The sequence below is a fragment of the Nocardia fusca NBRC 14340 genome (genome assembly GCF_001618425.1).
Lineage (GTDB): Bacteria > Actinomycetota > Actinomycetes > Mycobacteriales > Mycobacteriaceae > Nocardia > Nocardia fusca.
In genome coordinates this window covers 37,010-60,763 of record NZ_BDCU01000010.1, presented here as the reverse complement: position 1 = coordinate 60,763, position 23,754 = coordinate 37,010, and the positions used below count along the sequence as shown (strand labels likewise).

General features: G+C 68.7%; 20 protein-coding genes. 12 read left to right on the top strand and 8 right to left on the bottom strand.

Translation table 11 applies throughout. The features are described from left to right. The first annotated feature begins 18 nt into the window (after nt 1-18). Nucleotides 19-1,254 carry an epoxide hydrolase family protein gene (locus NF4_RS03615; protein WP_084532833.1) on the top strand — a complete coding sequence of 412 codons (1,236 nt, stop codon included), beginning with the start codon at nt 19-21 and terminating at the stop codon, nt 1,252-1,254. Between the two features lie 134 nt (nt 1,255-1,388). Here NF4_RS03615 and NF4_RS03610 read toward each other — a convergent pair whose 3' ends face one another. Then, entirely contained in the window at nt 1,389-1,910 is a 522-nt protein-coding gene (locus NF4_RS03610; protein WP_063125868.1) for a TIGR04338 family metallohydrolase, read from the bottom strand. Nucleotides 1,911-1,916: 6 nt separating this feature from the next. After that, nucleotides 1,917-2,777 carry a DUF2786 domain-containing protein gene (locus NF4_RS03605; RefSeq protein ID WP_063125867.1) on the bottom strand — a complete coding sequence of 287 codons (861 nt, stop codon included), beginning with the start codon at nt 2,775-2,777 and terminating at the stop codon, nt 1,917-1,919. 391 nt (nt 2,778-3,168) lie between these two features. On the opposite strand from NF4_RS03605, the gene NF4_RS03600 reads away from it, so the two are divergent. From NF4_RS03600 to NF4_RS03575, 6 genes are all read left to right on the top strand, one after another. After that, complete coding sequence (locus NF4_RS03600) at nt 3,169-4,452, top strand: ABC transporter substrate-binding protein (protein WP_063125866.1); 1,284 nt, start codon at nt 3,169-3,171, stop codon at nt 4,450-4,452. A 44-nt stretch (nt 4,453-4,496) separates the two neighbouring features. Continuing rightward, a complete protein-coding gene (locus tag NF4_RS03595; protein ID WP_396966787.1) occupies nt 4,497-5,531 on the top strand; it encodes a carbohydrate ABC transporter permease in 1,035 nt (344 codons plus the stop codon). Further along, nucleotides 5,531-6,412: a carbohydrate ABC transporter permease gene (locus NF4_RS03590; RefSeq protein WP_063125865.1), complete on the top strand. Its 882-nt coding sequence runs from the start codon at nt 5,531-5,533 to the stop codon at nt 6,410-6,412. Before NF4_RS03595 ends, NF4_RS03590 begins: the two co-directional genes overlap by 1 nt. 62 nt (nt 6,413-6,474) lie before the next feature. After that, complete coding sequence (locus tag NF4_RS03585) at nt 6,475-8,817, top strand: transglycosylase domain-containing protein (RefSeq protein ID WP_063125864.1); 2,343 nt, start codon at nt 6,475-6,477, stop codon at nt 8,815-8,817. 177 nt (nt 8,818-8,994) lie between these two features. Continuing rightward, entirely contained in the window at nt 8,995-9,456 is a 462-nt protein-coding gene (locus tag NF4_RS03580; RefSeq protein WP_030524570.1) for a GyrI-like domain-containing protein, read from the top strand. Between the two features lie 9 nt (nt 9,457-9,465). Next, entirely contained in the window at nt 9,466-9,891 is a 426-nt protein-coding gene (locus NF4_RS03575) for a GyrI-like domain-containing protein (protein ID WP_030524569.1), read from the top strand. Nucleotides 9,892-9,998: 107 nt separating this feature from the next. Here NF4_RS03575 and NF4_RS03570 read toward each other — a convergent pair whose 3' ends face one another. Then, a complete protein-coding gene (locus NF4_RS03570) occupies nt 9,999-11,147 on the bottom strand; it encodes an FAD-dependent oxidoreductase (protein ID WP_232330303.1) in 1,149 nt (382 codons plus the stop codon). A 119-nt stretch (nt 11,148-11,266) separates the two neighbouring features. Here NF4_RS03570 and NF4_RS03565 point away from each other — a divergent pair, with 119 nt between their 5' ends. After that, nucleotides 11,267-11,863, top strand: a complete 597-nt coding sequence (locus NF4_RS03565) for a TetR/AcrR family transcriptional regulator (protein WP_063125862.1) — start codon at nt 11,267-11,269, stop codon at nt 11,861-11,863. An 88-nt stretch (nt 11,864-11,951) separates the two neighbouring features. On the opposite strand, the gene NF4_RS03560 is transcribed toward NF4_RS03565, so the two are convergent. The 4 genes from NF4_RS03560 to NF4_RS38430 form a co-directional block, all read right to left on the bottom strand. Further along, nucleotides 11,952-13,043, bottom strand: coding sequence for an inositol-3-phosphate synthase (locus tag NF4_RS03560; protein ID WP_063125861.1), 1,092 nt, complete (start codon nt 13,041-13,043; stop codon nt 11,952-11,954). Further along, nucleotides 13,036-13,596 carry a PadR family transcriptional regulator gene (locus NF4_RS03555; RefSeq protein ID WP_063125860.1) on the bottom strand — a complete coding sequence of 187 codons (561 nt, stop codon included), beginning with the start codon at nt 13,594-13,596 and terminating at the stop codon, nt 13,036-13,038. Before NF4_RS03555 ends, NF4_RS03560 begins: the two co-directional genes overlap by 8 nt. Before the next feature lie 150 nt (nt 13,597-13,746). Continuing rightward, the gene (locus NF4_RS03550; protein WP_198165204.1) at nt 13,747-14,550 is read right to left on the bottom strand and encodes a DUF1707 SHOCT-like domain-containing protein; all 804 of its coding nucleotides are present in this window, start codon (nt 14,548-14,550) and stop codon (nt 13,747-13,749) included. Nucleotides 14,551-14,561: 11 nt separating this feature from the next. Then, on the bottom strand, nt 14,562-15,659 hold the full coding sequence (locus NF4_RS38430) for a DUF1707 SHOCT-like domain-containing protein (protein ID WP_063125858.1): 1,098 nt from the start codon (nt 15,657-15,659) through the stop codon (nt 14,562-14,564). Between the two features lie 282 nt (nt 15,660-15,941). Here NF4_RS38430 and NF4_RS03540 point away from each other — a divergent pair, with 282 nt between their 5' ends. From NF4_RS03540 to NF4_RS38425, 4 genes are all read left to right on the top strand, one after another. Beyond that, nucleotides 15,942-16,355, top strand: coding sequence for a DUF5318 domain-containing protein (locus tag NF4_RS03540; protein WP_174372459.1), 414 nt, complete (start codon nt 15,942-15,944; stop codon nt 16,353-16,355). A 451-nt stretch (nt 16,356-16,806) separates the two neighbouring features. Then, complete coding sequence (locus NF4_RS03530) at nt 16,807-19,419, top strand: transglycosylase domain-containing protein (protein WP_232330298.1); 2,613 nt, start codon at nt 16,807-16,809, stop codon at nt 19,417-19,419. A 70-nt stretch (nt 19,420-19,489) separates the two neighbouring features. Next, entirely contained in the window at nt 19,490-21,331 is a 1,842-nt protein-coding gene (locus NF4_RS03525; RefSeq protein WP_232330297.1) for a glycosyltransferase family 87 protein, read from the top strand. Nucleotides 21,332-21,519: 188 nt separating this feature from the next. Beyond that, nucleotides 21,520-22,086, top strand: a complete 567-nt coding sequence (locus NF4_RS38425; protein WP_198165203.1) for a DUF2510 domain-containing protein — start codon at nt 21,520-21,522, stop codon at nt 22,084-22,086. Nucleotides 22,087-22,135: 49 nt separating this feature from the next. Here the strand turns inward: NF4_RS38425 and NF4_RS03515 are convergent, their stop codons facing one another. Continuing rightward, nucleotides 22,136-23,737 carry a TerD family protein gene (locus NF4_RS03515; protein WP_063125893.1) on the bottom strand — a complete coding sequence of 534 codons (1,602 nt, stop codon included), beginning with the start codon at nt 23,735-23,737 and terminating at the stop codon, nt 22,136-22,138. Between the last annotated feature and the right edge of the window lie 17 nt (nt 23,738-23,754).

Here is a 23,754-nt window from a genome sequence, read left to right as displayed (position 1 = left end):
ACCAACAAAAGGAGCCACATGGACGGTCCTGTTCGATACGCCGCCCTCGCCGCGATCGCCCTCACCCTCACCGTGACGGGGTGTACCTCCCTCATTCCATCCGCCGACCCTCGACCCACTCCCGCTCAGGAGACCACCGTGAACCCGACCGCCATCACCGCTTTCCAGATCGATATCCCGCAGGCCGACCTCGACGATCTGGCGGACCGGCTCGCCCGCACCCGCTGGCCCAACGAGATCACCGACGCCGGTACGGATTACGGATTCCCGCTGGCCCGGCTGCGGGAGCTCGCCGAATACTGGCGCACCGGCTACAACTGGCGCGCGCACGAAGCCGAACTCAACGAACTCCCGCACTTCACCACCGAGATCGACGGGCAGAACATCCACTTCGTCCATATCCGATCGGCGAAACCCGATGCGCTGCCGCTGATCCTGACCCACGGCTGGCCCGGCTCGTTCCTGGAGTTCCTCGACGTGATCGAACCGCTCTCCCGCGATTTCCACCTCGTGATCCCCTCCATCCCGGGCTTCGGTTTCTCCGGGCCCACCCATGAGCGCGGCTGGGACACCACCAGGGTCGCCAGGGCCTGGGCCGAACTGATGCACCGCCTCGGATACGAGCGCTTCGGCGCGCAGGGCGGCGATTTCGGTTCCGGTATCTCCCAGGCGCTCGGCGCGCTGGCACCCGAACACGTCGTCGGAGTGCACGTCAACTACCTGCCGACCCGGCCGGACCCCGCCGCCGGCCTCGAACTGTCCGAAACCGATCGCGCCCGGCTCGACAAGGTGCAGTACCTGATGGCGAACCGGCCCCCCTACCAGGCGTTGCAGGCCACCACCCCGCAGACCATCGGCTACGCGTTGACCGACTCACCGGTCGGCCAGCTGGCCTGGATCGCGGAGCGCTTCGCCCAGTGGACCGACCCTCGCACACCCGTCAGCGATGAGCGGATGCTCACCGATGTCTCGCTGTACTGGCTGACCGCCACCGCGGCCTCCTCGGCACGACTGACGCGCGAGTCCGCCCGGGGGTCGGCACCGTGCCCGGTGCCGCTCGGGGTGGCGGTGTTCGCCCACGACATCACCCAGTCGGTGCGACCGCTGGCCGAACGGCTCTACGACATCCGGCACTGGTCGGAGTTCGACCGCGGCGGCCACTTCGCCGCCATGGAGGTCCCCGAACTACTCGCCGAGGACATCCGGGCCTTCTTCCTCACCGACCTCCGGACCGGACCGGACGCGCCGCGCTGAAACTGCCGGCCACGAACACCCGGGGCGAGAACGGTGTTCGTGGCCGACGACACGCTCGGCCCGTATGCCTCCGTGCCCGTCCGACGAACCCGGATGCGCTCTGGACGAACTTCCCGGGGCGTCGAAACCGCGACTCAACCCAACCGAACGCCCGAGTCGTGGAAGGTCAGGCGTAACAGCAGCCCCGCCTCCGGTCCGATCACGCCGTCGGCCAAATCCACATACCGCGAACAGAATTCGGGTCCGTGTGCGGCCACCGCCTCCGGCCGTGGTTCGAGATGGTGTGCCAATTCGTGCAGAACGACCAGTTCTCGCAGCGCCCACGCGGTCCGACCGCGCGCCGAGGTCTCCGCGCGCAGGGGTACCGCCAGCACGGCCTGCCCGGATTCGTAATGAGCGGCGATATTTCCGGCACGAGCGCGCACCCGGATCGGCACACCCGCCCGCTCCCAGGTAGCCGCGACCCAGCCGAGAGCGAGTACCCGGTCGCAGTACTGCTGCACCGAATCCACCGAGGCGAATTTCCGCTCCACCGGTAAGGTCAGCCGCGACCCGTGCACTTCGACCGTGCGCTGCCCGAATTCCGCCGCCCGGTCGAAGACCGAACGCACCAGCTGCTCGGCGTCGTACACCCTGGCGCGCTGCGTATCCCGCACGGCCGGCTATCCGGGGAGTTGCCCGCGCGCCCCGTCCAGTTCCCGCGCCGGCCCGAGCCGGGCCGCCCGCCCGGCCCGGTCCCCCGCGCGCCGGGCGTCCGGGGCGTAGCCGGTGGAGGTGCGCGGTCCGCGCCAGGTGCCGCGGGCCTCCGAGTTACGGGTGTAGAAATCGGCGAGCTCGATCTCCTTGCCGCGCAATGCCAGCGCCGTTTCCGCGGCCCGGTCCGCAGCGCCCGGTGTGGCGGTCCGGACGTCGCGGCCGGTCGCGGACCGTTCGACGTCCGCTCTGGCCTCGGCGAGCCGGATTCCGATGCGCTCGGCGAACGCGAGCTGGAAATTCAGCCTGGCCGTCACCCCGGCCACCGGGACCCGCACCACGCGGCGCACCCGCCGCCCGGCCCGGCGCTCGGTGACGACCTTCTCCATGGTCGCGGCCCGGTGATCGCCGGACTTGATGTACCGGTCCGACGCCCGCACCATCTGCACCAGCAGGCTGGAGTAGAGCGCTTCGCAGACGGCGATATCCGCCGCGAACCCGTAGGCGTAGACCTGGGTCGAGGTGCGGGCCACATCACAGCGCACATCGTTGGCGGTGGCGATGGCCACGAACAGCTGCACATAGGTGCGCAGACCCTTGCGGCCGGGTTCACCGATCGGGATCATCCGCTGGATCAGCGCGCTGGGCCGTTCCCGGTCCCGGGTGTGTGCCCGCGCCACCGCCAGGTCGATCGAGGACCGGGTCGCCAGCCGCTGCGCCGCGGCCAGGAACGCCTCCGCCTCGTGCTCGTTGTCGGTGGATTCGGCTTTGCGCAGCAGTCCACCGATCCTGGTGAGCAGGCGATCGGAGACTGCGTTCGCGGAGGACATCGGGCTACAGCCTAATCGGCGCAGCCCGTCCTCTGTCCGCGCACGGCCGGAGCGAATGCGGAGGTACGCCCAGCCGGCGCAGCCGGGCATAGCCCGTCCTCTGTCCGCGCACGGCCGGAGCGAATGCGGAGGTACGCCCAGCCGGCGCAGCCGGGCATAGCCCGTCCTCTGTCCGCGCACGGCCGGAGCGAATGCGGAGGTACGCCTACCAGTCGTTATACCCGCGACGCCCGCCGACGCCCGGCCTTGCGCCCCGTCCCGGCGGAGTCGCCGATGTCCGTGGCCACGCGCGCCTCCGCTCACTTCGGTACGGGAGTATCCGACACCGAGCGTGCACACCATGTATGTTGCGTTGTGCTGCCGCTCACTGTGTCGACCCTGGAGTTCCGCGATGGCTTTCAAGAAGGCGCCGTCTCTACGTGCCGCGCTCGTCCTATGGCCGATCGCGCTGCTGACCGTGACCTTTGCCACCGCCTGCAACACGAGCGACACCGATGAACAGCTCGGCATGAACCAGGACGGCCGCGGCCCGATCACCTACGTCGAAGGTAAGGACACCACCGAGACCGGTGCGGTCAAGCAGGTCATCGACCGCTGGAACGCCACCCATCCCGACGAGCAGGTCACCTACAAGGAACAGTCCAACGACGCCTCGGCCCAGTACGACGATCTGGTCGAGCACATGCGCGCGAAATCGACCGACTACGACGTGGTCGCCCTCGACGTGCCGTGGACCGCGGAGTTCGCGGCCAAGGGCTGGATCCAGCCCTTGGAGGACCAGTTCGCCATCGACACCTCGCCGCTGCTGTCGCCGCCGGTGGCCAGCGCCACCTACAACGGCACCCTGTACGCCGCGCCCCGCAACACCAACGGTGGCCTGCTGTTCTACCGCAAGGACCTGGTGCCGAATCCCCCGCTCACCTGGGCCGAGATGCGCGCCGGCTGCCCGCTGGCCCGGGACAACCAGATCGGCTGCTACGCGGGCCAGTTCGCGCCCTACGAGGGCCTGACGGTGAACACCGCCGAGGTGATCAACGCCTTCGGCGGAACGTTCGTCGGCACCGACGGCCGCACCCCGACGGTCAACAGCCCGGAGTCGCGGGCCGGGCTCGAGCAGCTGGTGGACGCCTATCGGGTCGGCGATATCCCCCGCGAAGCCATCACCTTCCAGGAACCGACGAGCGGTGCCGCGTTCACCCAGGGCAAACTCATGTTCCTGCGCAGCTGGCCCTCCACCTACGGTGACGCCGCTTCGGAAGCCTCCGCGGTCAAGGACAAGTTCGGGGTCGCGCCGCTGCCCGGAGACACCGGGATCGGCGCCTCGACCCTCGGCGGCTACAACGCCGCGATCAGCGCGTATTCCGAGAACAAGGCCACAGCACTGGATTTCCTGAAGTTCCTGATCAGCGAGGAAGCCCAGCACATCATCGCCTCCGGCGCGCTGCCGTCGGTACGGGCCTCGATCTACGACGATCCGGCGCTCATCGCCAAGATGCCGTACCTGCCCGCCTTGAAGGATTCCATCGCCAGCGCGGTGCCCCGACCGGTCACCCCGTTCTATCCGGCGGTGTCCAAAGCCATTCAGGACAACGCATATGCTGCCCTGACCGGAACCAAGTCCGTGAACGACGCGATCATCGGCATGCAGAAGGGCATCGAGACGGCCGGATCGTAGAAATTGTTCAACCGGACCCGGCGAGCCCGTAGGAGAGAGTAACGGTGTCGGATCCTTCCGGAACGGACGCGCAGGCGTCGGTCCGTACAGTAAAGCCCGCGAACGCGACCGACGATCGCGGGACGTCCAGCAGGCTTCGCGACGAAGTCCGTATGTCGGGCCGGGCGTGGCTGTTCGTCGCGCCGGTGCTGATAGCGCTCACCGTGGTGATCGGTTATCCGGTGCTGCGGGCGCTGTGGATGTCGTTCACCTACGACGATCGGCTCGACGAGACGACCGGCCGCTTCGTCGACAGCGGCGAAAGCACCTTCTACAACTACCTGCACTGGATCCTCGGCCAATGCCAGGTCATCACCGGCGGCGTCACCGAATGCCCCACCGGTAATCTGGGCGCCGAGTTCTGGGGGGCCGTCGGCGTCACGCTGTTCTTCGCGGTTGTCACGGTGACGCTGGAGGTGGCGATCGGGCTCGGTATGGCCATCGTCATGGGCAAGACCTTCAAGGGCCGGGCGCTGCTGCGCGCGGCGGTGCTGATCCCGTGGGCGATCCCGACCGCGGTGACGGCCCGGCTCTGGGAGTTCATGTTCCAGTACGACGGTGTGGTCAACACCGTGTTCGGCACCGAGATCCTGTGGACCTCCGACGCGTGGCCGGCCCGTTTCGCGGTGATCGCCGCCGATGTGTGGAAGACCGCGCCGTTCGTGGCGCTGCTGCTGCTGGCCGGCCTGCAGATCATCCCCGACGACGTCTACGAGGCGGCCCGGGTGGACGGCGCCTCGGCCTGGCAGCGGTTCACCCAGATCACCATGCCGCTGCTCAAACCGGCGCTGCTGGTCGCGGTGCTGTTCCGCACCATGGACGCGCTGCGCATGTACGACCTGCCCGCCATCATGACCAATAATCTCCCGGCCACCCGGACGCTGTCGGTCCTGGTCGTCGAGCAGACGCGGCAGGGACCCAACAGTGCGGCCGCACTGTCGACGATCACCTTCTTGTTGATCTTCGCGGCGGCGTTCGTACTGGTGAAGATATTGGGCGCGAACGCGGTGCGGACGCAGGAAGAACAGCGGAAGGCGTGATGGCCGCGGTGACAACTCAGCAAATCGGTACCACCCCCGCGTCGTCGTGGCGGCGCAGGCTCGGCTCGGCCCGCATCTACGTGGGCGCCCTGATCGTGCTCGTGTGGGGGCTGGGCCCGTTCTACTGGATGGCGGTGACCGCCTTCCGCGATCCCGCCCACACCTTCGATCCCACTCCGTGGCCCACGCACATCACCCTGGACAACTTCCGGGACGCGTTCGACACCAGCCGCGGTAACAATTTCGCTCACGCGCTGCTCAACAGCGTGATCATCGGCGCGGCCAGTACCGCGATCGCGCTGGTCATCGGGATCATGGCGGCATATGCGCTGGCCCGGCTCACCTTCAAGGGCCGCTACCTGGTGTCCGGCGTGATCCTGAGCGCGTCGATGTTCCCCGTGGTCGTCCTGGTGACCCCGCTGTTCCAGCTGTTCACCGAGATCGGCTGGATCGGCAGGTACCAGGCGTTGATCCTGCCGAACATCTCCTTCGTGCTGCCGCTGACGGTGTACATCCTGGCCTCGTTCTTCGCCGAACTGCCGTGGGAACTCGAGGAGGCGGCCCGGATCGACGGCGCCACCAAGGTGCAAGCGTTCCGGCTGGTGATGCTGCCGTTGGCCGCGCCGGCCGTGTTCACCACCGCGATCCTGGCGTTCATCGCGGCGGTCAACGAGTATCTGCTCGCCCGGGTACTCTCCGGTAGCGAAACGGAACCGGTGACGGTTGCCATCGCCCGGTTCTCCGGGAACAATCCGCTGGTCCCCCCGTACGGTGCGATCATGGCGGCGGGCACGCTGGTAACCGTGCCGCTGGTGATCCTGGTACTGATTTTCCAGCGACGCATCATCTCCGGACTCACGGCGGGCGGAGTCAAAAGCTGATCTCTGGGTATCCTGAGGTCTGGCGGTGGTGCGCCTGAGTTTTTCCGACGCTCCGAGAGGAGATGATCGTGAGCTCGTTCCGTTCTCGACGTGGCCGCAACACACCCCAGCCACCGCAGTACCCCTCGATAGCCGGTTGGAAAGAGCTCGACGATCCCGGGCCGCGTCCCCGTCCGCCCCGGCCACCCACCTATATCCGCCCACACCGGACCCGCGGCCAGCGTATCCGGCAGCTGGTGCTGTGGCTGTTCACCATCCTGATCGCCATCCCGACGCTGCTGATCGCCCTGGTGTACTGGAGTGCGGAAATTCCGGCCGCCGGGACGGTACCGATCAACCAGACCGCGACCATCACGGCCGCCGACGGCTCCACCGTGCTGGCGAAGGTGGTGCCGCCCGAGGGCAACCGTACGCCCGTACCGCTGTCGGATGTGCCCGAGCACGTCCGCGAGGCGGTCCTCTCCGCGGAGGACCGCAACTTCTACAGCAACCCGGGCTTCTCGGCGTCGGGTCTGCTGCGCGCGGTCCGCGACAATGTGCTGGGCCGGGCGAACGCCGGTGGCGGTTCCACCATCACCCAGCAGTACGTGAAGAACGCGTTTCTGGGCTCCGAGCGCACGGTCAGCCGCAAGATGCACGAGCTGATCATCTCTTCGAAGATGGCCAAGGAGTGGAGCAAGGACGATATCCTCGGCGCCTACCTGAACACCATCTACTTCGGTCGCGGCGCCTACGGGATCGCCGCCGCCGCCCAGGCCTACTTCGGTAAACCGGTTGCCGAGCTGACCGTCGCCGAGGGTGCGGTCCTGGCCGCGCTCATCCGTTCACCCTCCGCGCTGGACCCGCAGACCCGGCTGCCCCAGCTGCTGCAACGCTGGAACTGGGTGCTCAACGGAATGGTCGAGATGGACACGCTCGCCCCGGGGGAACGGGGCGCGATCGTGTTCCCGCCGACACTCCCGCCGCCCGCCCCCGAGGACGTCAACACCACCCGCGGACCGGAAGGGCATATCAAGACCCAGGTGCTCCGTGAACTGGCCGACGCGGGAATCTCCGACGAGGAGCTGAACACCGGCGCACTGCAGATCACCACCACCATCGACGCCAAGGCCCAGCAGGCCGCGACGGCCGCCGCGACCGGTGCACTCGGGGGCCAGCCACCGGAATTGCGGACCGCGGTGACCTCGATCGATCCGCGCTCCGGCGCGGTTCGCGCCTACTACGGCGGCGCCGACGGTATCGGATACGATTTCGCCCAGGCACCGGTACAGACGGGGTCGGCGTTCAAAACGTTCGCGGTACTCGCGGCGCTTCAGCAGGGCATCCCGCTGTCCCGGGCGTTCGACAGCGCCCCTGTGGACGTCAACGGGGTGCTGGTGCGCAACGTCGAGAACGAATCCTGCGGTGTCTGCAGTGTGAGCGAGGCCTTCAAACGCTCGCTCAACACCAGCTTCTACCGGCTCACCCTCGCCATGCACAACGGTCCCCAGGCCATCGCAGACGCCGCCCACCAGGCCGGGATCCCGCAGGACATCCCCGGCGTCCCGGGACAGTCGCTCACCGAGATGGGTGCGCCGCCCATGCCCTCCATCGTGCTCGGTACCTATCTGGTGCGGCCGTTCGATATGGCTTCGGCCTACGCCACCATCGCCGGTGCAGGCCGCTACCACCAGCCGTACTTCGTACAGCGCGTGGTCCGCGGGGACGGCCGCGTCCTGCTGGACCGCGGCGGCGATCCGGGGCAGCGCACCGGCGCCCAGCTGCCACCGTCGGAGCAGCGGATACCGCAGACCATCGCCGCGCAGACCGCCACGGCCATGTTGCCCATCGCCTCGTATTCCAACGGCCACTCGCTGAGCGGGCGCCCCTCCGCCGCCAAGACGGGCACCACCCAGTTGGGCGATACCGGCCAGAACAAGGACGCCTGGATGGTCGGTTTCACACCGTCGCTGTCCACCGCGGTCTGGGTCGGCACCGAGTCGAACCTTCCGATCGTCACCGCCGGCGGTGGCCGGATCTACGGTTCCGGGCTGCCCTCCGATATCTGGAAACAGACCATGGACGGCGCCCTGGCCGACACTCCGGCCGAGCAGATCGGGGCACCGGCCCCGAACCCCTCACCGGTCGTCCCGGCCGCACCCCAGCAGCCCTCCCGCAACCCGTACGACATCCTCAACCCGCCGCCCCCGCAGCAGCCGGAGCCGCAGCAGCAACCGACGCAGCAGCAACCCTTCATCGTCATCCCCCCGGCCGCCGAACCGTATGTCCCCGAGCCCGAATACGAATCGGAACCCCAGGCGCCCGCGCCTCCTCCGGCCGAAGCGCCCGCACCACCGGTGGCACCTCCGCCGCCGGCCCCGCGCGTCGTCGAAATCCTTCCCGGCGTAACGATACCCGTACCGTGACCGACGGATTCCGGTCGTGATCCCACCGAAGGAACGGTCGGCATGGCAGCATCGTTGGCCAGAGTGAGATGTCGCCCATCCGACCGACCGGCACGGGCCGACGCCCGGGCCGGGACGGGCGTGCGGGAGGATATGCGCTGGAGCGACGACGTATGACGAGACATAGGGGCTACGCCGGTGGAATTCAATGTCGTTGACCGCCCGGAAACGCTGGTGGCGGGAATGGTGCTACGCAGCCCGGCACTGGCCGTGGAAGGACCGCGCCGCACGAGAGTCGAAGAAGCCTGGAAAACCACACTGGCCCGATCGTTACCCGGCCACCCCGCCAGCGCCTTCGTCGATCATGCCCCGGAGATCAATTCCTACCTCACCCATATCATCGGCTACCGCTGTCACAGCCTCGACGATCTGCTACCCGGCGATGTCCTCGCCCGTATCCCCGCCGGCCGCTACGCCCGCTTCACCCTCAGCGGCGACGACCTCGGCGAGACGATCGTGACCCTGTGGCGGGCGATCTGGGATGCGGAGGCCGCCGGTCGGCTGGTCCGCTCCTATACCGGTGACTACGAGCGCTACCCCGACGAGCACACGGTGGAAGTGTTCGTGGCAATGGCGGCAGACGATGCGGCGAGCAGGTAGGAAGCAGCTGTGGATTTCGAAATTGTCGAACTCGACGAAAGCCTGGTGGCCGGGCTCACCATCCCGCTGGCCGGCCGGGAGGTGACCGCCCGCGACCTCGACCTGGTGAACTTCACCTGGGACCGGTACCTCGGCCGCGAGAAGAACGTCCCCCGGGTCGCCGCCTATATCGGCCAAGGGGATCACGCGGTGGCCGTACTCGGCTACGAGATCAAGAAGATGACCGACCTGGATCCGGGCGATGTCCTCACCCGGGTTCCCACCGGCCGCTACGCGAAATTCGTCGTCACCGAGAAGCCCTACGACCTGCTCCGCACGGCGTGGGCGCGAGTCCGGGAAGCGGAGAAGGCGGGCACGATAACCCGCTCCCACACCGCCGAACTGGAACGCTATACCGGACCCACATCGGTGGAGGTCTACGTCTCCCTGGACTGAATGCCGGCTCGGGCCGAAGTCGAGCCGAGCGCGCGGCAGGCGACCCTCGGCTCCCCGGCGGGGACGGTCACGGCCGGTTCGGGTCGACAATATGTTGTGCGGCTCGGTCACCGATGGCCGGAATTCGGATGTTCAGGTCGCACCCCCAGGCCGATGAACCGTCCGGCGAGGTGCCGGAGAGCCGGAACCCGGGCCGAGAGCCGGAGCATGAACGGCGGTCGCAGCGCCTGGTCGGCGGTGTCGCGGTAGAGGCCGGCGATCAGGTGGGTCTGGAAAATCTGGGTGATACGAGCGGGCCATGCGCGGCGGCGGCGTACCCGGTCGAGGTCGGCCGGGGTCGGGGTTCGGTCCCACAGGACCGGGGCGAGGATATTCGCCGTGGCCACCGCGTCTTGTACGGCGAGGTTGATCCCGACGCCACCGGCCGGTGACATGGCGTGGGCGGCATCGCCGATACACAACAGGCCCGGCCTATGCCACTGGCGCAGTCTGTCGACGGTGACGGTGAGCTGATGCACATCGCTCCAGTCGGTGATCGCATCGAGTCGGCCGGCGTAGGCGGGCTGAAGACCGGCGATCCGTGACCGCAGCGCGTCCAGACCCTGTGCGCGCAGTATCCGGCCTGTTCCGCGTGGAAAAGCGTAGGCCAACTGCCAGTTGTCGCCGCGATCGATGGAGATCAGCGATCCGTGCCCACCCGTGAACAACGGCATCTTCTCGCGGCTCTCTCTGGGGATTTGGAGCCAGAAAACATCGATCGGCGCCGCCGACTCCGACTGCCGTAGCCCGGCGAGACGGCGGGTGATCGAATGCCGACCGTCGGCACCGATCACCAGATCCGCTGGAATCTCGACCGTGTCCGCACCCTGCCGGGCGACAACACCGACCACGGTTTCTTCGCGCACCAGCAAGTCGGTCACTTCGGTCTCGCGCTGAAGCGTGAAGCTGTCGAGATCACGAGCCTTATCGGCGAGAAACGACAGGAAGTCCCATTGCGGGACGAAGGCGATGAACCGGCAGTGCACAGGCAGGCGACCGAAGTCGGCGACAGTGATACGGCTGTCGCCGAAAGCCACGTCGACCGTAGGCATGCGGTTGTGCGGAAGACGAAGGAAATCCTCGAGCCATCCCAGCTCTCGGATGATCTCCAACGTCGACGGATGAATGGTGTCGCCACGGAAATCACGGTGGAAGTCGGCGTGTTTCTCGACAACGACGACCTCGATCCCCGAGCGGGCGAGCAAGACACCGGCCATCATGCCGGCCGGTCCGCCGCCGACTATGCACACTCGTCGAAGCCTGGTGTGGGCCATATAGATAATCCTTTCTGGCAAGGTGCGGCCCATGCTCTGCGACGACAGGCATACTGGCAATCGTGGTGAATAACCGGCGCGGCCGGCCGGCGGGCGGATCGAATGCCCGTCAGCGCCTCATCGATGCAGCAGAGGAGCTATTTCTGCGCGACGGGTTCAGCCGGACCACAATCCGCGGCATCGCCGGACACGCGGGAGTCGACCACGCTTTGGTGAATTACTACTTCGGCAGCAAAGAGGGCCTTTTCACTGCTGTTATGGACCTGCTCGCCAGCCCGGGCGAACTCGTCGAGCACGCGACCGGCGCGGGGCCGGAACACCTTGCCCCACGGCTACTGAATGCACTGCTCACAACGTGGGACTCGCCTTCGGTCCAGGAGCATTCCCGTCGGCTGCTGTCCGCCATCCAGACGGACCCCACGACCCGAGACGCCTTCCGCGACTACCTGGAACACCAAGTCATCGCCCAGATCGCCGGAACGCTGACCGGCCGGGACGCCACGGCGCGAGCAGGTGCCGCCGCGACGGTCATCGCCGGGCTCTTCCTCACTCGCTACGTCGCACGCGTCGAACCGATCGCCGGCATGACCCGACCGCAGGTCGTCGGCTATCTGGGGCCCGCCCTCCACGCCTGCCTCGCGTCACGCCCCCGGCGATGAGCCCACCCCCACAGCCGCCGACCGGCCCCGGAACAGAAGCGGCCGCCGCGAACACTCGATTCGCGGCGGCCTCCTGTTCACACCTCGGTTACGCGTCGATGATGAAGGCTTCGAGCTGGGTGCGGGCGATATCGTCGGCCAGCTGCTGGGGCGGGGACTTCATCAGGTACGCCGACGCCGGGATCACCGGTCCGCCGATACCGCGGTCCTTGGCGATCTTCGCGGCGCGGACCGCGTCGATGATGATGCCGGCCGAGTTGGGCGAGTCCCACACCTCGAGCTTGTACTCCAGGTTCAGCGGCACATCGCCGAAGGCGCGGCCCTCGAGGCGGACGTAAGCCCATTTGCGGTCGTCGAGCCAGCCGACGTGATCGGAGGGGCCGATGTGGACATCGCCGGCGCCCATCTCCTTCTTCAGGTTGCTGGTGACGGCCTGGGTCTTGGAGATCTTCTTCGATTCCAGGCGTTCGCGCTCGAGCATGTTCTTGAAGTCCATGTTGCCGCCGACGTTCAGCTGCATGGTCCGGTCGAGCTGGACACCGCGGTCCTCGAACAGTTTCGCCATCACGCGGTGGGTGATGGTGGCACCGACCTGGCTCTTGATGTCGTCACCGACGATCGGCACACCCGCGGCGCGGAACTTCTCGGCCCATTCCGGGTCCGAGGCGATGAACACCGGCAGCGCGTTGACGAACGCCACACCGGCGTCGATCGCGCACTGGGCGTAGAACTTGTCGGCTTCCTCGGACCCGACCGGCAGGTACGAGACCAGGACGTCCGCCTCGGCGTCCTTCAGCGCCTTGACCACGTCGACCGGTTCGGACTCGGCGAGTTCGATGGTTTCGGCGTAGTACTTGCCGATGCCGTCGAGGGTGGGGCCGCGCTGGACAGTGACGCCCAGCGGCGGCACGTCGGAGATCTTGATGGTGTTGTTCTCGCTGGCGAAGATCGCCTCGGACAGGTCGAAGCCGACCTTCTTGGCGTCCACGTCGAAGGCGGCCACGAACTGCACGTCCCGCACGTGGTATTCGCCGAACCGCACGTGCATCAGTCCGGGCACCGTCGTGGAATCGTCGGCATCCCGGTAGTACTCGACGCCCTGGATGAGCGAAGAGGCGCAGTTGCCCACACCTACGATGGCGACGCGAACACTGGACTTGTTGGTGTCTCCACTACTCATGGCCGGTATTTCCCTCTTTCTGTGGTGCCGCCTTCGTCGATTGCTCCGCCGCAATCAACTCGTTGAGCCAGCGCACTTCGCGCTCGCTTGATTCGAGTCCGAGTTGATGGAGTTGGCGGGTGTAGCGATCCAGCGATCCGCTCGCCTTCTTGATCGCTTCCCGCAGCCCCTCTCGGCGCTCCTCGACCTGACGCCGCCTGCCCTCCAGGATCCGCATCCGCGCTTCGGCGGGGGTGCGGCTGAAGAAGGCGAGGTGAACGCCGAAGCCGTCATCGGTGTAGTTCTGCGGACCCGTATCGGCCAGGAGGTCGTTGAAACGCTCCCGGCCCGCCGGGGTCAGCTGGTAGACCCGCCGGGCCCGGCGAGTCGTGGACAGTCCCTCGGGTACTTCCTCCGCGATCAGTCCATCCGCCCGCATGCGCTTCAAGGTCGGATACAGCGACCCGTAGGAAAAAGCCCGAAACGCCCCGAGCAGACCGGTGAGCCGCTTCTTCAGCTCGTAGCCGTGCATGGGCGATTCCAGGAGCAGCCCGAGGATTGCCAGTTCGAGCAACGGGCTTCACCCCCTGACTTCCGTACAGACCTAACCAATGGATGCGATTACCCACTATATCGGAGCGATATAACCACGCATAGTTCAGCGCGAACAGCAATGCATCAGCGCAGGTGAGAGCAGATCTCTACAGCGGCCGGGCGGGTCCGGTCAGTCGGCCGGGTGGACTTCCCGCGGCGTTCCGTCGAGGGAGAGCTGCACCGTTCCGGTGTGATCGCCCCCGTCACCGACGTAGATTTCGATCACCGGCGCGGCGGCCTCGGGCGCGATGAGCTCGTAGCCGATACCGATATGACCGACCCGCCCGCCGGCCAGCTTCACCGTCGCCGGCGCACCGGCCAGTACCGCCGCCACGACGGGCAGGTCGATATCGGCGAGATCGATCGGGCGGCCCTCCGAATAGCTCGACAGGCTCGAGGTCTCGGTGGTGAACTCCGAGCCGTCGAACTCGTAAACCTTCTCCTCACCCCGGTCCAGGCGCTGGACGAGGATGCGATCGGAGAAGATCGTCGCCGTGTCGATGATCGTGTCACCGAACTCGCGGCGATAGCTGTCGACGAAGAGGGCCAGGCCGCCGCCGGTGGCCAGATCGGCGGCGGCCTCCTCGGCCGCCGCCTCGGTGGCGGCCTCACCCGCGCTCGCGGACTCGTCGGGCAGGGCGAGGCCCACCACCGCGCCGAGTACCGCGGCCGCCGTCAGCAGGGCGGCAGGTACCCACCAGGGCCGCGCCGGCCGGTCGCGGTTCAGGATCGCGGCATCGGCGAGTTCGCCCGGGACCTGCAGGTCCGCGATGAGCGCGTCCAGGTCGGCGGTGTATTTCGCCCGCATCGCCGACCGGGTACGCGCGGTGTGCTCCGCGTCGGAGAGCTGGCCGTCCGCGGACGCGGCGTCCAGCAGCGCGCACACCTCCACCCGGTCGCTGTCACGTGCCCGGACCTGTTCTCTTCTCGCCACGGTCGCTTCCTCTAGCCGTCGAAAGGCCACACCCTCAGCACCTCACCGGCGGGGCTGAGGACGAACCAACCGGATTCGTCGAAGGTGTTGCCCACATGGATACTCACCGCCGGCCGGCCCTCGAGCGGGTCGGAGGACTGGACATCGAGTTCGATCATCGAGACCACCCCGTCGGGCACCCGGGCAGTGGCCGCGGCCGTGCCGGCGGCCGCACCGATGGCGGCGGTGTCCACTGCTGCCAGGTCGACGGTGGGCGTATCGACGGAACGGGTGGTCGGATCGCTGTCCTGGTGGAAACCGCCGGTATAGGTGTAGGTCACCTTCCGGTTCGGCTGCCCCGGCAGCGCGCGGGTCACCCGGGCATGGGCCGGGAAGAGCGTGATCTCGTCGGCGACCGTATCGCCGAATTCGGTCCGGTAGTGGTCGACGAAGTGGGCGAGTCCGGCCTCGGTCACGAGATCCGGAGTGGGGATGACCAGCGGCTCGACCTCGTTCAGGGCGGCATACGACATCGGGGCGGCGGGCTCGGGCGCGGCGGCCACGGGCGGTACGGCGGGGGCCGGCTCGGCCTCGCGCTGGACGAGGGCGAAGGTGCCGAAGGCGACTGCGAGCGCGGCGGCACCGATCACCGCGAAGTACCGCCCCTGCCCGCCGGACCGGGCCGGCGGCGGGACGGGTGCCGGCCGCGCGCCCTGGAGATCGGCGGTGAGCTCGGCGAGATCGTCGAGGGTGACCGCGTCGGCGAGCAGTTCGGCGCGGACGCGGTACTCGTCCTCGGCGAGCTGGCCCTCGCCGAAGGCGCGGCTCAGTACCGCACCGGCGGCGTCGCGGTCGGCGGTGCGGGCGCGGGTGCCGGGCGGATATCCCGATGCCGTGGCGGCCGCGGCGGCACCACGCCCGGCGCGCACCCGCCGGGCGTCGGGCGTCTGCAGATCCGCGACCAGTTCGGACAGCTCACCGAGCGTTTTCGCGGCCCGGGCCTGCGCGATGCGATCGTGGTACTCGGCGGCGCCGAGCTGACCCTCGGCGTACGCGCCGTCGAGCACGGTCGCGGTTTCGGCACGGTCGATATCACGCGCGCGCAGACGACCGGGAAACACCGTGGACACCCTCGAATCGTACGGTGTGAGCAGCTCTGGCGTGGGTTTCCACGGTCACCCTTCATACCGCGGTAACCGGACGGGCACCGACGGTCCGGATGGCACACATGCGCCAATCGATCGCGCCCGGAGTGACGCGACCGGACGCCGGGACCCCGCCGCATCTCCGCACGCGGAGAATCCGCGAGGGCCGGGCCCGGCCCGCCGGCACCGGAACCGAACCGCCGCGACAGAGGTACGAATCCAATGCGGCCGTGGGCGGCGCCATTACATCACCGCTACTCTGGGAGCGTGCGAATACAGCGGCAAGTGGTCGACTATGCGCTCCGGCGCAAGTCGCTGCTGGCTGACGTCTATGCGGGCCGTGTCGATGTCGCCGAGGTATGTGACGCCAATCCCTACCTGCTGCGTGCGGCCAAATTTCACGGTCGGGGGAGCGAGGTCACATGCCCTATCTGCCGGAAGGAACAACTCACCCTCGTATCCTGGGTCTACGGCGACGGCCTGGGGCCGGTCGCGGGTTCCGCGCGCAGCCCGGAAGAGCTGGTACGCCTGGCCGAGACCCGAGAGGAATTCTCGGTTCACGTGGTCGAGGTGTGCCGGACATGCAGCTGGAATCATCTGGTGCAGTCCTATGTGCTCGGGAAGACGCCGCAGGGCCGGCGTTCCGGTTCCCGGGTGAACCGGCGCACCGCCGCGGAATGAGACCGCCCGGCCCGACGATGGTGCACGTGCCGAGCCCCCAGGGGCGCCGCGGAGCGAGCCCATCCGACCGATACGAGCTTTGGAGACCTTGTCAGTGACTTCGCCCTACGACCCCCCACCCGGCGATGACCCGCGCGGTGGTCGCACCCAGCGCGGACCGCTTCCGGGTCGAGAGCCGCAGCAGCGACCGGGTGCACCCAACCGTGGTCCCGCACCGAATGCGAACGCACCGCGCCCCGGACCGGGCGGCCGGCCGCCGGCACCGGGCGGGCCGCGCCCCGGACCGGGTGGGCCCCGACCGGGTCCGGTGACGGGTCCGCGACCCGCCGCAGGCGGACCGCGTCCGGGACCGAACGGGCCGCGTCCCGGGCCGGGCGGCACGGGACGACCGCCGGCGCCGGGTCCCCGGCCCGGCCCCGAGGGTCGCCGGCCGGGACCGAACACCGGTGGCATGCCCGGTGCCTCGCGAGGTCCGCAGCCGCCGCAGCGTCCCGGTCCGCCGCCCGGGCGCCCGCCGCAGGGTCAGCCGCCGAACCAGCCCACCCAGCGCATGGGCCGCCCCGGGGAACCGGGCGCGCCGCGCGGTGAACAGGGCACCGCGAAGATGGCGCAACCGGGTGCGCCCGCCGAAACCACCCGCCGCGAACGCACCCCGACCGGCCCGCGCCCCGTAACGGCTCGTCCGGGTCCGAACACCGGGGAGCGCCGAGCCGACGCGCCGGAGGGCCGGCCCTCCCGCTCCGGAGCCGCGGGCGGTCCGCCGCCGCGGCGGCCCGGCGGCCGCTCGGGTGGTCCCGGCGGCCCCGACGGCCGCGGACCGGCCCAGAAACGCAAGAACCGGTGGAAGATCGCGCGCCGGATCGCCTACGTCCTGGTCGCACTGGCGATCGTGGTGCCGAGCACGGTGTTCCTGATCGCCTATTCCACGGTGTCGGTGCCCGAACCCGGTGATCTCAAGACCAACCAGGTCGCAACGATTCTCGCGGCCGACGGCGAAACCGAGATCACCCGGGTGGTGCCGCCGGAGGGCAACCGCACCGATGTGACGATCGATCAGATTCCGCCGCATGTGCGCAACGCGGTCATCGCCGCCGAGGACCGGGATTTCTACAGCAACCCCGGTTTCTCGATCTCCGGCTTCGCCCGCGCCGCCCGCGACAACGTGCTCGGACGCGAAAGCGCCGGTGGTGGTTCGACGATCACCCAGCAGTATGTGAAGAACGCGCTGGTCGGTGACGAACGCAGCCTCACCCGTAAGCTGCACGAGCTGGTGATCTCGGCGAAGATGGCCCGGCAGTGGAGCAAGGACGAGATCCTCACCGCCTACCTGAACACCATCTACTTCGGGCGCGGCGCCTACGGCATCAATGCCGCGGCCAAGGCATATTTCGACAAGCCGGTGCAGGAACTGAGCGTGGCCGAGGGCGCGGTACTGGCCGCGACCATTCAGCTGCCGTCGCTGCTCGATCCCGAGTCGAACCCCGAAGGCGCGAAAACCCGCTGGAATTACGTCCTCGACGGTATGGTCGCCGGCGGCAATCTCGACCGTGGCGAACGCACCGGCCTGACCTATCCGCAGGTGGTTTCCTCGGCCAAGGCCGGGGAAACGACCGAGGCCGCCGGCCCGGAGGGGCATGTCAAAGCGCAGGTGCTGCGCGAACTCTCCGAAGCGGGGATCAGCGAACAGCAGCTGAACACCTCCGGCCTGCAGATCACCACGACCATCGATGCCAAGGCGCAACAGGCCGCCGTCGATGCCGCACGCAAGAACCTCGAGGGCGAACCGGACAAGTTGCGCACCGCGGTGGCCTCGATCGATCCGAAAACCGGTGCGGTACGCGCCTACTACGGCGGCGAGGACGGCTACGGCTACGACTTCGCCAATGCCGCCCTGCAGACCGGTTCCTCGTTCAAGGTGATCGGCCTGGCGCAGAACCTGGAGAACGGTGTTCCGCTGTCGCAGATGTACGACAGCTCGCCGATCACGGTGAACGGTATCGAGATCACCAACGTCGAGGGTGAGCAGTGCGGCGTCTGCACCATCGCCGAGGCGCTCAAACGTTCGCTGAACACCAGCTTCTACCGGATGCAGCTGGAAATGCAGAACGGCCCGCAGAAGATCGCCGATATGGGGCACAAACTGGGCATCCCGGAAGAACTTCCGGGTCTCGGCCCCACGCTGACCGAACCGGGCGGGGCCGGACCGAACAACGGTATCGTCCTCGGCCAGTACCAGGCCCGGCCGCTGGACATGGCGTCCGCGTACGCGACACTGGCCGCCTCGGGCATGTACCACAAGCCGCATTTCGTGAGCAAGGTCGTGTCGGCGGACGGCACGGTACTGCTCGATCGCGGCGACGTGGCCGGGGAACGGCGCGTTTCCGAGGCCGTCGCCGACAATGTCACCGCGGCCATGGAACCCATCGCCGGCTACTCCCGCAACCACGGACTCGCCGGCGGCCGCCCCTCGGCCGCCAAGACCGGTACCGCGCAGCTGGGCGACACCGGTGAGAACAAGGACGCGTGGATGGTGGGTTACACGCCGTCGCTGGCCACCGCGGTGTGGGTCGGCACCACCGACAACTCGCCGCTGCGCAACTACGGCGGCGCGATGATCTACGGCTCGAGTCTGCCGTCGGATATCTGGAAGGCCACGATGGACGGCGCCCTCGAGGGCACGCCCATCGAGAAGTTCCCCAAACCCGCGCCGATCAAGGGTCAGGCCGGTGTGCCGAAGTGGACGGCCCCTTACACCGCGCCCTCCACCACGATGCCGACCTTCGAGCCCCCGGTGGTGATCCAGCCGAGCCAGGTCGAGATCCTGCCCGGTATCACCATCCCGGTACCCGGGGTGGCGCCCAACCCGCGGAGCCAGCAGCAACCGCAGAACCAGCCGCAGGGCAACGGCGCAGGTCCGCTACCCGGGCAGCCCACTGCCGGACAGACCAGTACGGCTCCCACGGTCACCCAGGCGCCCGACGCCGGCGGCGGCACCGACACCGGCGGCGACAGTGGAGACAGCGGCGACACCGGCGGCGACAGCCGTCCGGACTCGGGCGGATAAACCCGCAACACTGTCCGGGGTCCCGGCTCGGTCCGGGCCGGGACCCCGGTAACAGGTAACCTCGGGTGCCGTGAGCGAGCAGCGACTGGTGGGTGGGCCGGACGACGGTGTAGGTCCCGGAAACGGGCGAACCGGTCGGGCCGCCACAGCCGGTTACGATTCGCCCGCCCCGCTCGCCCGGGATCTCCGCTCCGCCGACGCGCGCGACAAGCCGAGCCGCAACGATTCCATGACCGCCCAGCTGTGCACGGTCGTGGGCGGCCCGGTCGGCGATCACGCACTGATCGGGCGCGCCCGGTTCTGGACGCCGATACGGGTGCTGCTGGCGTTCACAGTGATCTTCCTGGCGTTCGGCTGGTTCGCCAAGGCCGGATGTATCCAGCAGACCACCACCACCGGCGGGCTGCTCACCCTGGACTGGAACAACGGTCGGCAGTACACGGCCATGTGCTATTCGGACACCGTGCCGCTGTACGGCGCCGAACGGCTCAACGAAGGCGCGTTTCCGTACAAGAAGTCCTGGGTGGAGGAAACACCCGGCGGCGGTACCGAGGTCCGGCATATGGAGTATCCGGTGCTGTCGGGCATGTACCAGTACGTGTCCATGCTGGTGGCCAAGAGCTGGGACGCCAGTCCGCTGCCGGGGGCCCTACAGGTGGTGCTGTACTTCAATGTGGTGGCCCTTGGTCTCTCGGTCGCCTGGCTCGTCACCATCTGGGCGACCGCACTGCTGTCCGGGCGCCGGATCTGGGACGCGGCGCTGGTGGCGTGTTCTCCGTTGGTGATCGTGCACGCCTTCACCAATTTCGATTTCCTCGCGACCGCCTTCGCCGCACTGGGGCTGCTGGCATGGGCCCGTCGGCGACCACTGCTGGCCGGTGTCCTGCTGGGATTGGGTGGGGCGGCGAAGCTGTACCCCCTGCTGCTGCTGGGCCCGATCGTGGTGCTGTGCCTGCGCGCCGATCCGATGCAGCGCATCCCCCGCGCGCATCAGGGGACCCGGCTGCACGATATCGACAGTGCCGCGGGGCTGCGCATCTGGCTCGCGGAGGTGCCGGCGCGGATCCGGTTGCTGGGCACCCGCCCGCTCGGCGCGGCCGCGCTGACCGGCGGCGGCGCCGCGGCCACCTGGCTCCTGGTCAATCTGCCGATCGCGCTGCTGTACCCGGAGGGGTGGCGGGAATTCTTCCGGCTCAACACCACGCGGCACGCCGATCCCGATTCGCTCTACAACGTGGTGATGTCATTCACCGACTGGTCGGGCTTCGACGGTGCGCTGCGCCACGGCGAACCACCCACGGTCCTCAACCTGATCTCGCTGCTGCTGTTCGTGGCGGCCTGCCTCGGTATCGCCTATATCGGCCTGACCGCCCCGCGCCGGCCCCGGCTGGCCCAGCTGTGCTTCCTGGTCATCGCCGCGTTCCTGCTGACGAACAAGGTGTGGAGCCCGCAGTACTCGCTGTGGCTGGTGCCGATCGCGGTGCTGGCCCTACCCCACCGGCGGCTCCTGCTGGCGTGGATGACGATCGACGCCCTGGTGTGGGTGCCGCGCATGTTCTACTACCTCGGCGAGGACCGTAAGGGCCTGCCGGAGCAGTGGTTCACCGCGACCGTGCTGCTGCGCGACCTCGCGGTGATCGGACTGTGTGTGCTGATCGTCCGGCAGATCTACCGGCCCGAGCAGGATCTGGTGCGCCACGACTATCTGGACGATCCGGTCGGCGGGGTGGTCGACCGTGCCCCGGATCCGCTGCTGCCGTGGTTACCGGAGGTGCTGCGCCCACGGATCTCCCTCGACACCCACTGGACCGGTGCGGTGGCCGCCACGCGGACCGGTAAGCGGGACACCGCAACCGCCGCGGCACCGGTGGAGCAGGTTCGGGAGTTCCAGCCGCCCGCGCGCCTGGGCTGACCTCGACGCCCTCCCCGGGTTGGAGGTGAAGCCCGGTGAAACACGAAACGCCCGCGCGCCGATTGACGTTCGGGATCACCGGAGGCGCCTGCCGGCGCCCCGCAATCAGTCAGGGGATATCGGTGGATGATCGACAGCGGCACGCGAATATCGCTCGGCGCGGACGAGCGAACCGGAACATACTGATCGTGGCCGGGATCGGTCTCGGCGCGTTCGTGCTACTCGGCATCATCGGCTACCTGATCGGTAGCGACGACACGGCAGCCGAGGAAGCCGCGCCCGCCCGGGCCACCAGCGTGGTCGCACCGGCTCCGGTGGCGCCGCCGCCCGCCGAGCCGAGCAGCGGTCCGCCGGCTCCCCCGGAAACTCCCACAGCCGCATCATCGACTCCCCCGGCCGCTCCGCCACCCCCCGCGGCCACGACGGCCTACGCCGACCCGCGGTGCGCCCCGGCGAGCGCCGAACTCGTCGCCCTGGTCGCCGCCGGCCTCACGACCGACGGCCACGAACTCGCCAACGGCACGGTGATCGATGAGAACGGAACGACATATTTCGGTGCGACCACTCTCGATGCCTTGGGCGAGATGGACGCCCGTTCGGATGTGTGGATCGTGCGGGACGGCGCCGTGTACTCCTCCTCGGGTGGTGCCCGCAACCAGACGAGCTTCCCCCGAGCGAGTGACGAACTCGGGATCTCGCCGGGTGATCCGATCGTCATCGCCGTGGACAACTGCGTAATCGACCTGACCGGCTGATCACCGAACCGAGCAGCGTCCTCGGGAACGACACGGTCGCCGCAACCTCTCACATGCCTCCGGCGCTCGAATCGCCCGACCCGGACTCGGCCCGCAGAATGCGCGCCCGCTGTTCGGGTTCGTGCGGTAGCAGGTCCAGGTCCAGCTGCCAGGCGTTACCGGTCCACGGATCGAAGAGCGGGGTGCCGGTGACGGTCGGCAGATGGCGGCAGGCACGCGACAGCGTGGCCACCGCGCTGTCCCCCGACTCGGACTCGTTCGCGCCGACGATGATGATCGACAGGCCGATCAGATCCCCGCGGGCCAGCAACGCCACCAGCCGCTGCGCGTCCGCGGCCTGGTATCCGTGCGGGAAATCCGCCGCCAGTAGGATGCGATGCTCGGCCGGCGGTATCGCCTGCCCGGAGTTGTAGGCCATCTCCGCCAGTTCGGCGGCGTCCACGAGCTGCTGTAACCGCGGGGAGATATCGGAGTGATCGGTGATCGGCGGGCCCGCCAGCACCGGTGCCAGCATCCCGGTGAAACCGGTGAACGCGCCGGTGAGATCGATGATGTCGACCAGGGTCCGGCGTCCCGGCGCGGCCCGCATCAACCGGGCGAGCAGGGCGCCGATCACCGGCGCGACGGCCGCCGAAGATTCGGTGTCCACCCACAGCGGGCGATTCAGCGGGACCGGCACACAGTAGGGGATTCGCAGCGCGCCCCGGTCGAGCGCGTAGAGCTCACCGAGCCGGATACCGTCCGCCGGGGCGGCCGGGCGGTCCCAGGCGGGGGATTTCCACGAGGCCAGCGCCGCGGGCAGCACCGCGTCCGCCTCGTGCAGTTCGCGCAGTAACTGGGTGCTGTCGCGCCGGTGATTGTGTTCGGCGGTCGCCGTGAGTTCGTCGTGCCGCCGCTGCGCGGCCGCTCGCGCGGCGTCGGCGGCGGGGGTGTTGCGGGTGGCCGGATCGGAGACCGCGGCCGACAGTTCCTGATCCAGGCGTTCGGCCGCGAAACCCCGCGCCGATTCCAGGGCGGCGGCCGAACGGGCGGCGTCCTCGAAGATCATCCACAGGCGTTCCAGCCCGTGCCCGACCTCCAGGGGCGGGATCTCGGCCTGCGCACCCGGCACAGCGGTCGCTGCGGTGGGGGCGGCCACCGTCGCGTCGAGCACAGTGGGCGCGGCCGCCGCCGCGGCGGGTGCGGCGGCGGCGAAACCGTCGGCGCCGTGTGCCCGGAGCAGTTCACCGATACCGCCCGCGTACCCCTGACCTACCGCGCGCAGCTTCCAGCCCGCACCGCGCCGGTACAGTTCGAAGCAGATCAGGGCCGTTTCCCCGGCCTGCGGAGCGATCACGAACTCGGCCACCGCGGCATCGTTCTCCGACAGCGATGCGGTCACCACGCCGAGCCCGCTCTGCGCGGCGGCCACCAGCAGTACCGCCTGAGCATCCGCGCGGACTTCGGCCGGCGTGACGACGACCGCCGCCTCCTCGACCCGGACCCCGGGGCCGGACGGACGGTCGGACACCAGCACATCGGCCGCCGAACCGACCCGCAGGTCCGCGGCCACCACCAGCGCCGAAACCGTCAGCGGCACAGCCGCGTTCACCCGGAAGCGGGTGACCCCGCCGGCCAGCGGGATGTTCTGCCCCGCCTGCAACTGCTTCATCGCCTGTCCCCCGACGC

What these genes read in the sequence shown, in the direction of transcription:
- NF4_RS03515 (WP_063125893.1), bottom strand. Translation starts at nt 23,737, where the DNA reads ATGAAGCAGTTGCAGGCGGGGCAGAACATCCCGCTGGCCGGCGGGGTC.
- NF4_RS03605 (WP_063125867.1), bottom strand. Translation starts at nt 2,777, where the DNA reads ATGTCCTCCGCGAACGCAGTCTCCGATCGCCTGCTCACCAGGATCGGT.
- NF4_RS03560 (WP_063125861.1), bottom strand. Translation starts at nt 13,043, where the DNA reads ATGAGTAGTGGAGACACCAACAAGTCCAGTGTTCGCGTCGCCATCGTA.
- NF4_RS03590 (WP_063125865.1), top strand. Translation starts at nt 5,531, where the DNA reads ATGGCCGCGGTGACAACTCAGCAAATCGGTACCACCCCCGCGTCGTCG.
- NF4_RS03615 (WP_084532833.1), top strand. Translation starts at nt 19, where the DNA reads ATGGACGGTCCTGTTCGATACGCCGCCCTCGCCGCGATCGCCCTCACC.
- NF4_RS03570 (WP_232330303.1), bottom strand. Translation starts at nt 11,147, where the DNA reads ATGGCCGGTGTCTTGCTCGCCCGCTCGGGGATCGAGGTCGTCGTTGTC.
- NF4_RS03530 (WP_232330298.1), top strand. Translation starts at nt 16,807, where the DNA reads ATGCCCGGTGCCTCGCGAGGTCCGCAGCCGCCGCAGCGTCCCGGTCCG.
- NF4_RS03600 (WP_063125866.1), top strand. Translation starts at nt 3,169, where the DNA reads ATGGCTTTCAAGAAGGCGCCGTCTCTACGTGCCGCGCTCGTCCTATGG.
- NF4_RS03585 (WP_063125864.1), top strand. Translation starts at nt 6,475, where the DNA reads ATGATCGTGAGCTCGTTCCGTTCTCGACGTGGCCGCAACACACCCCAG.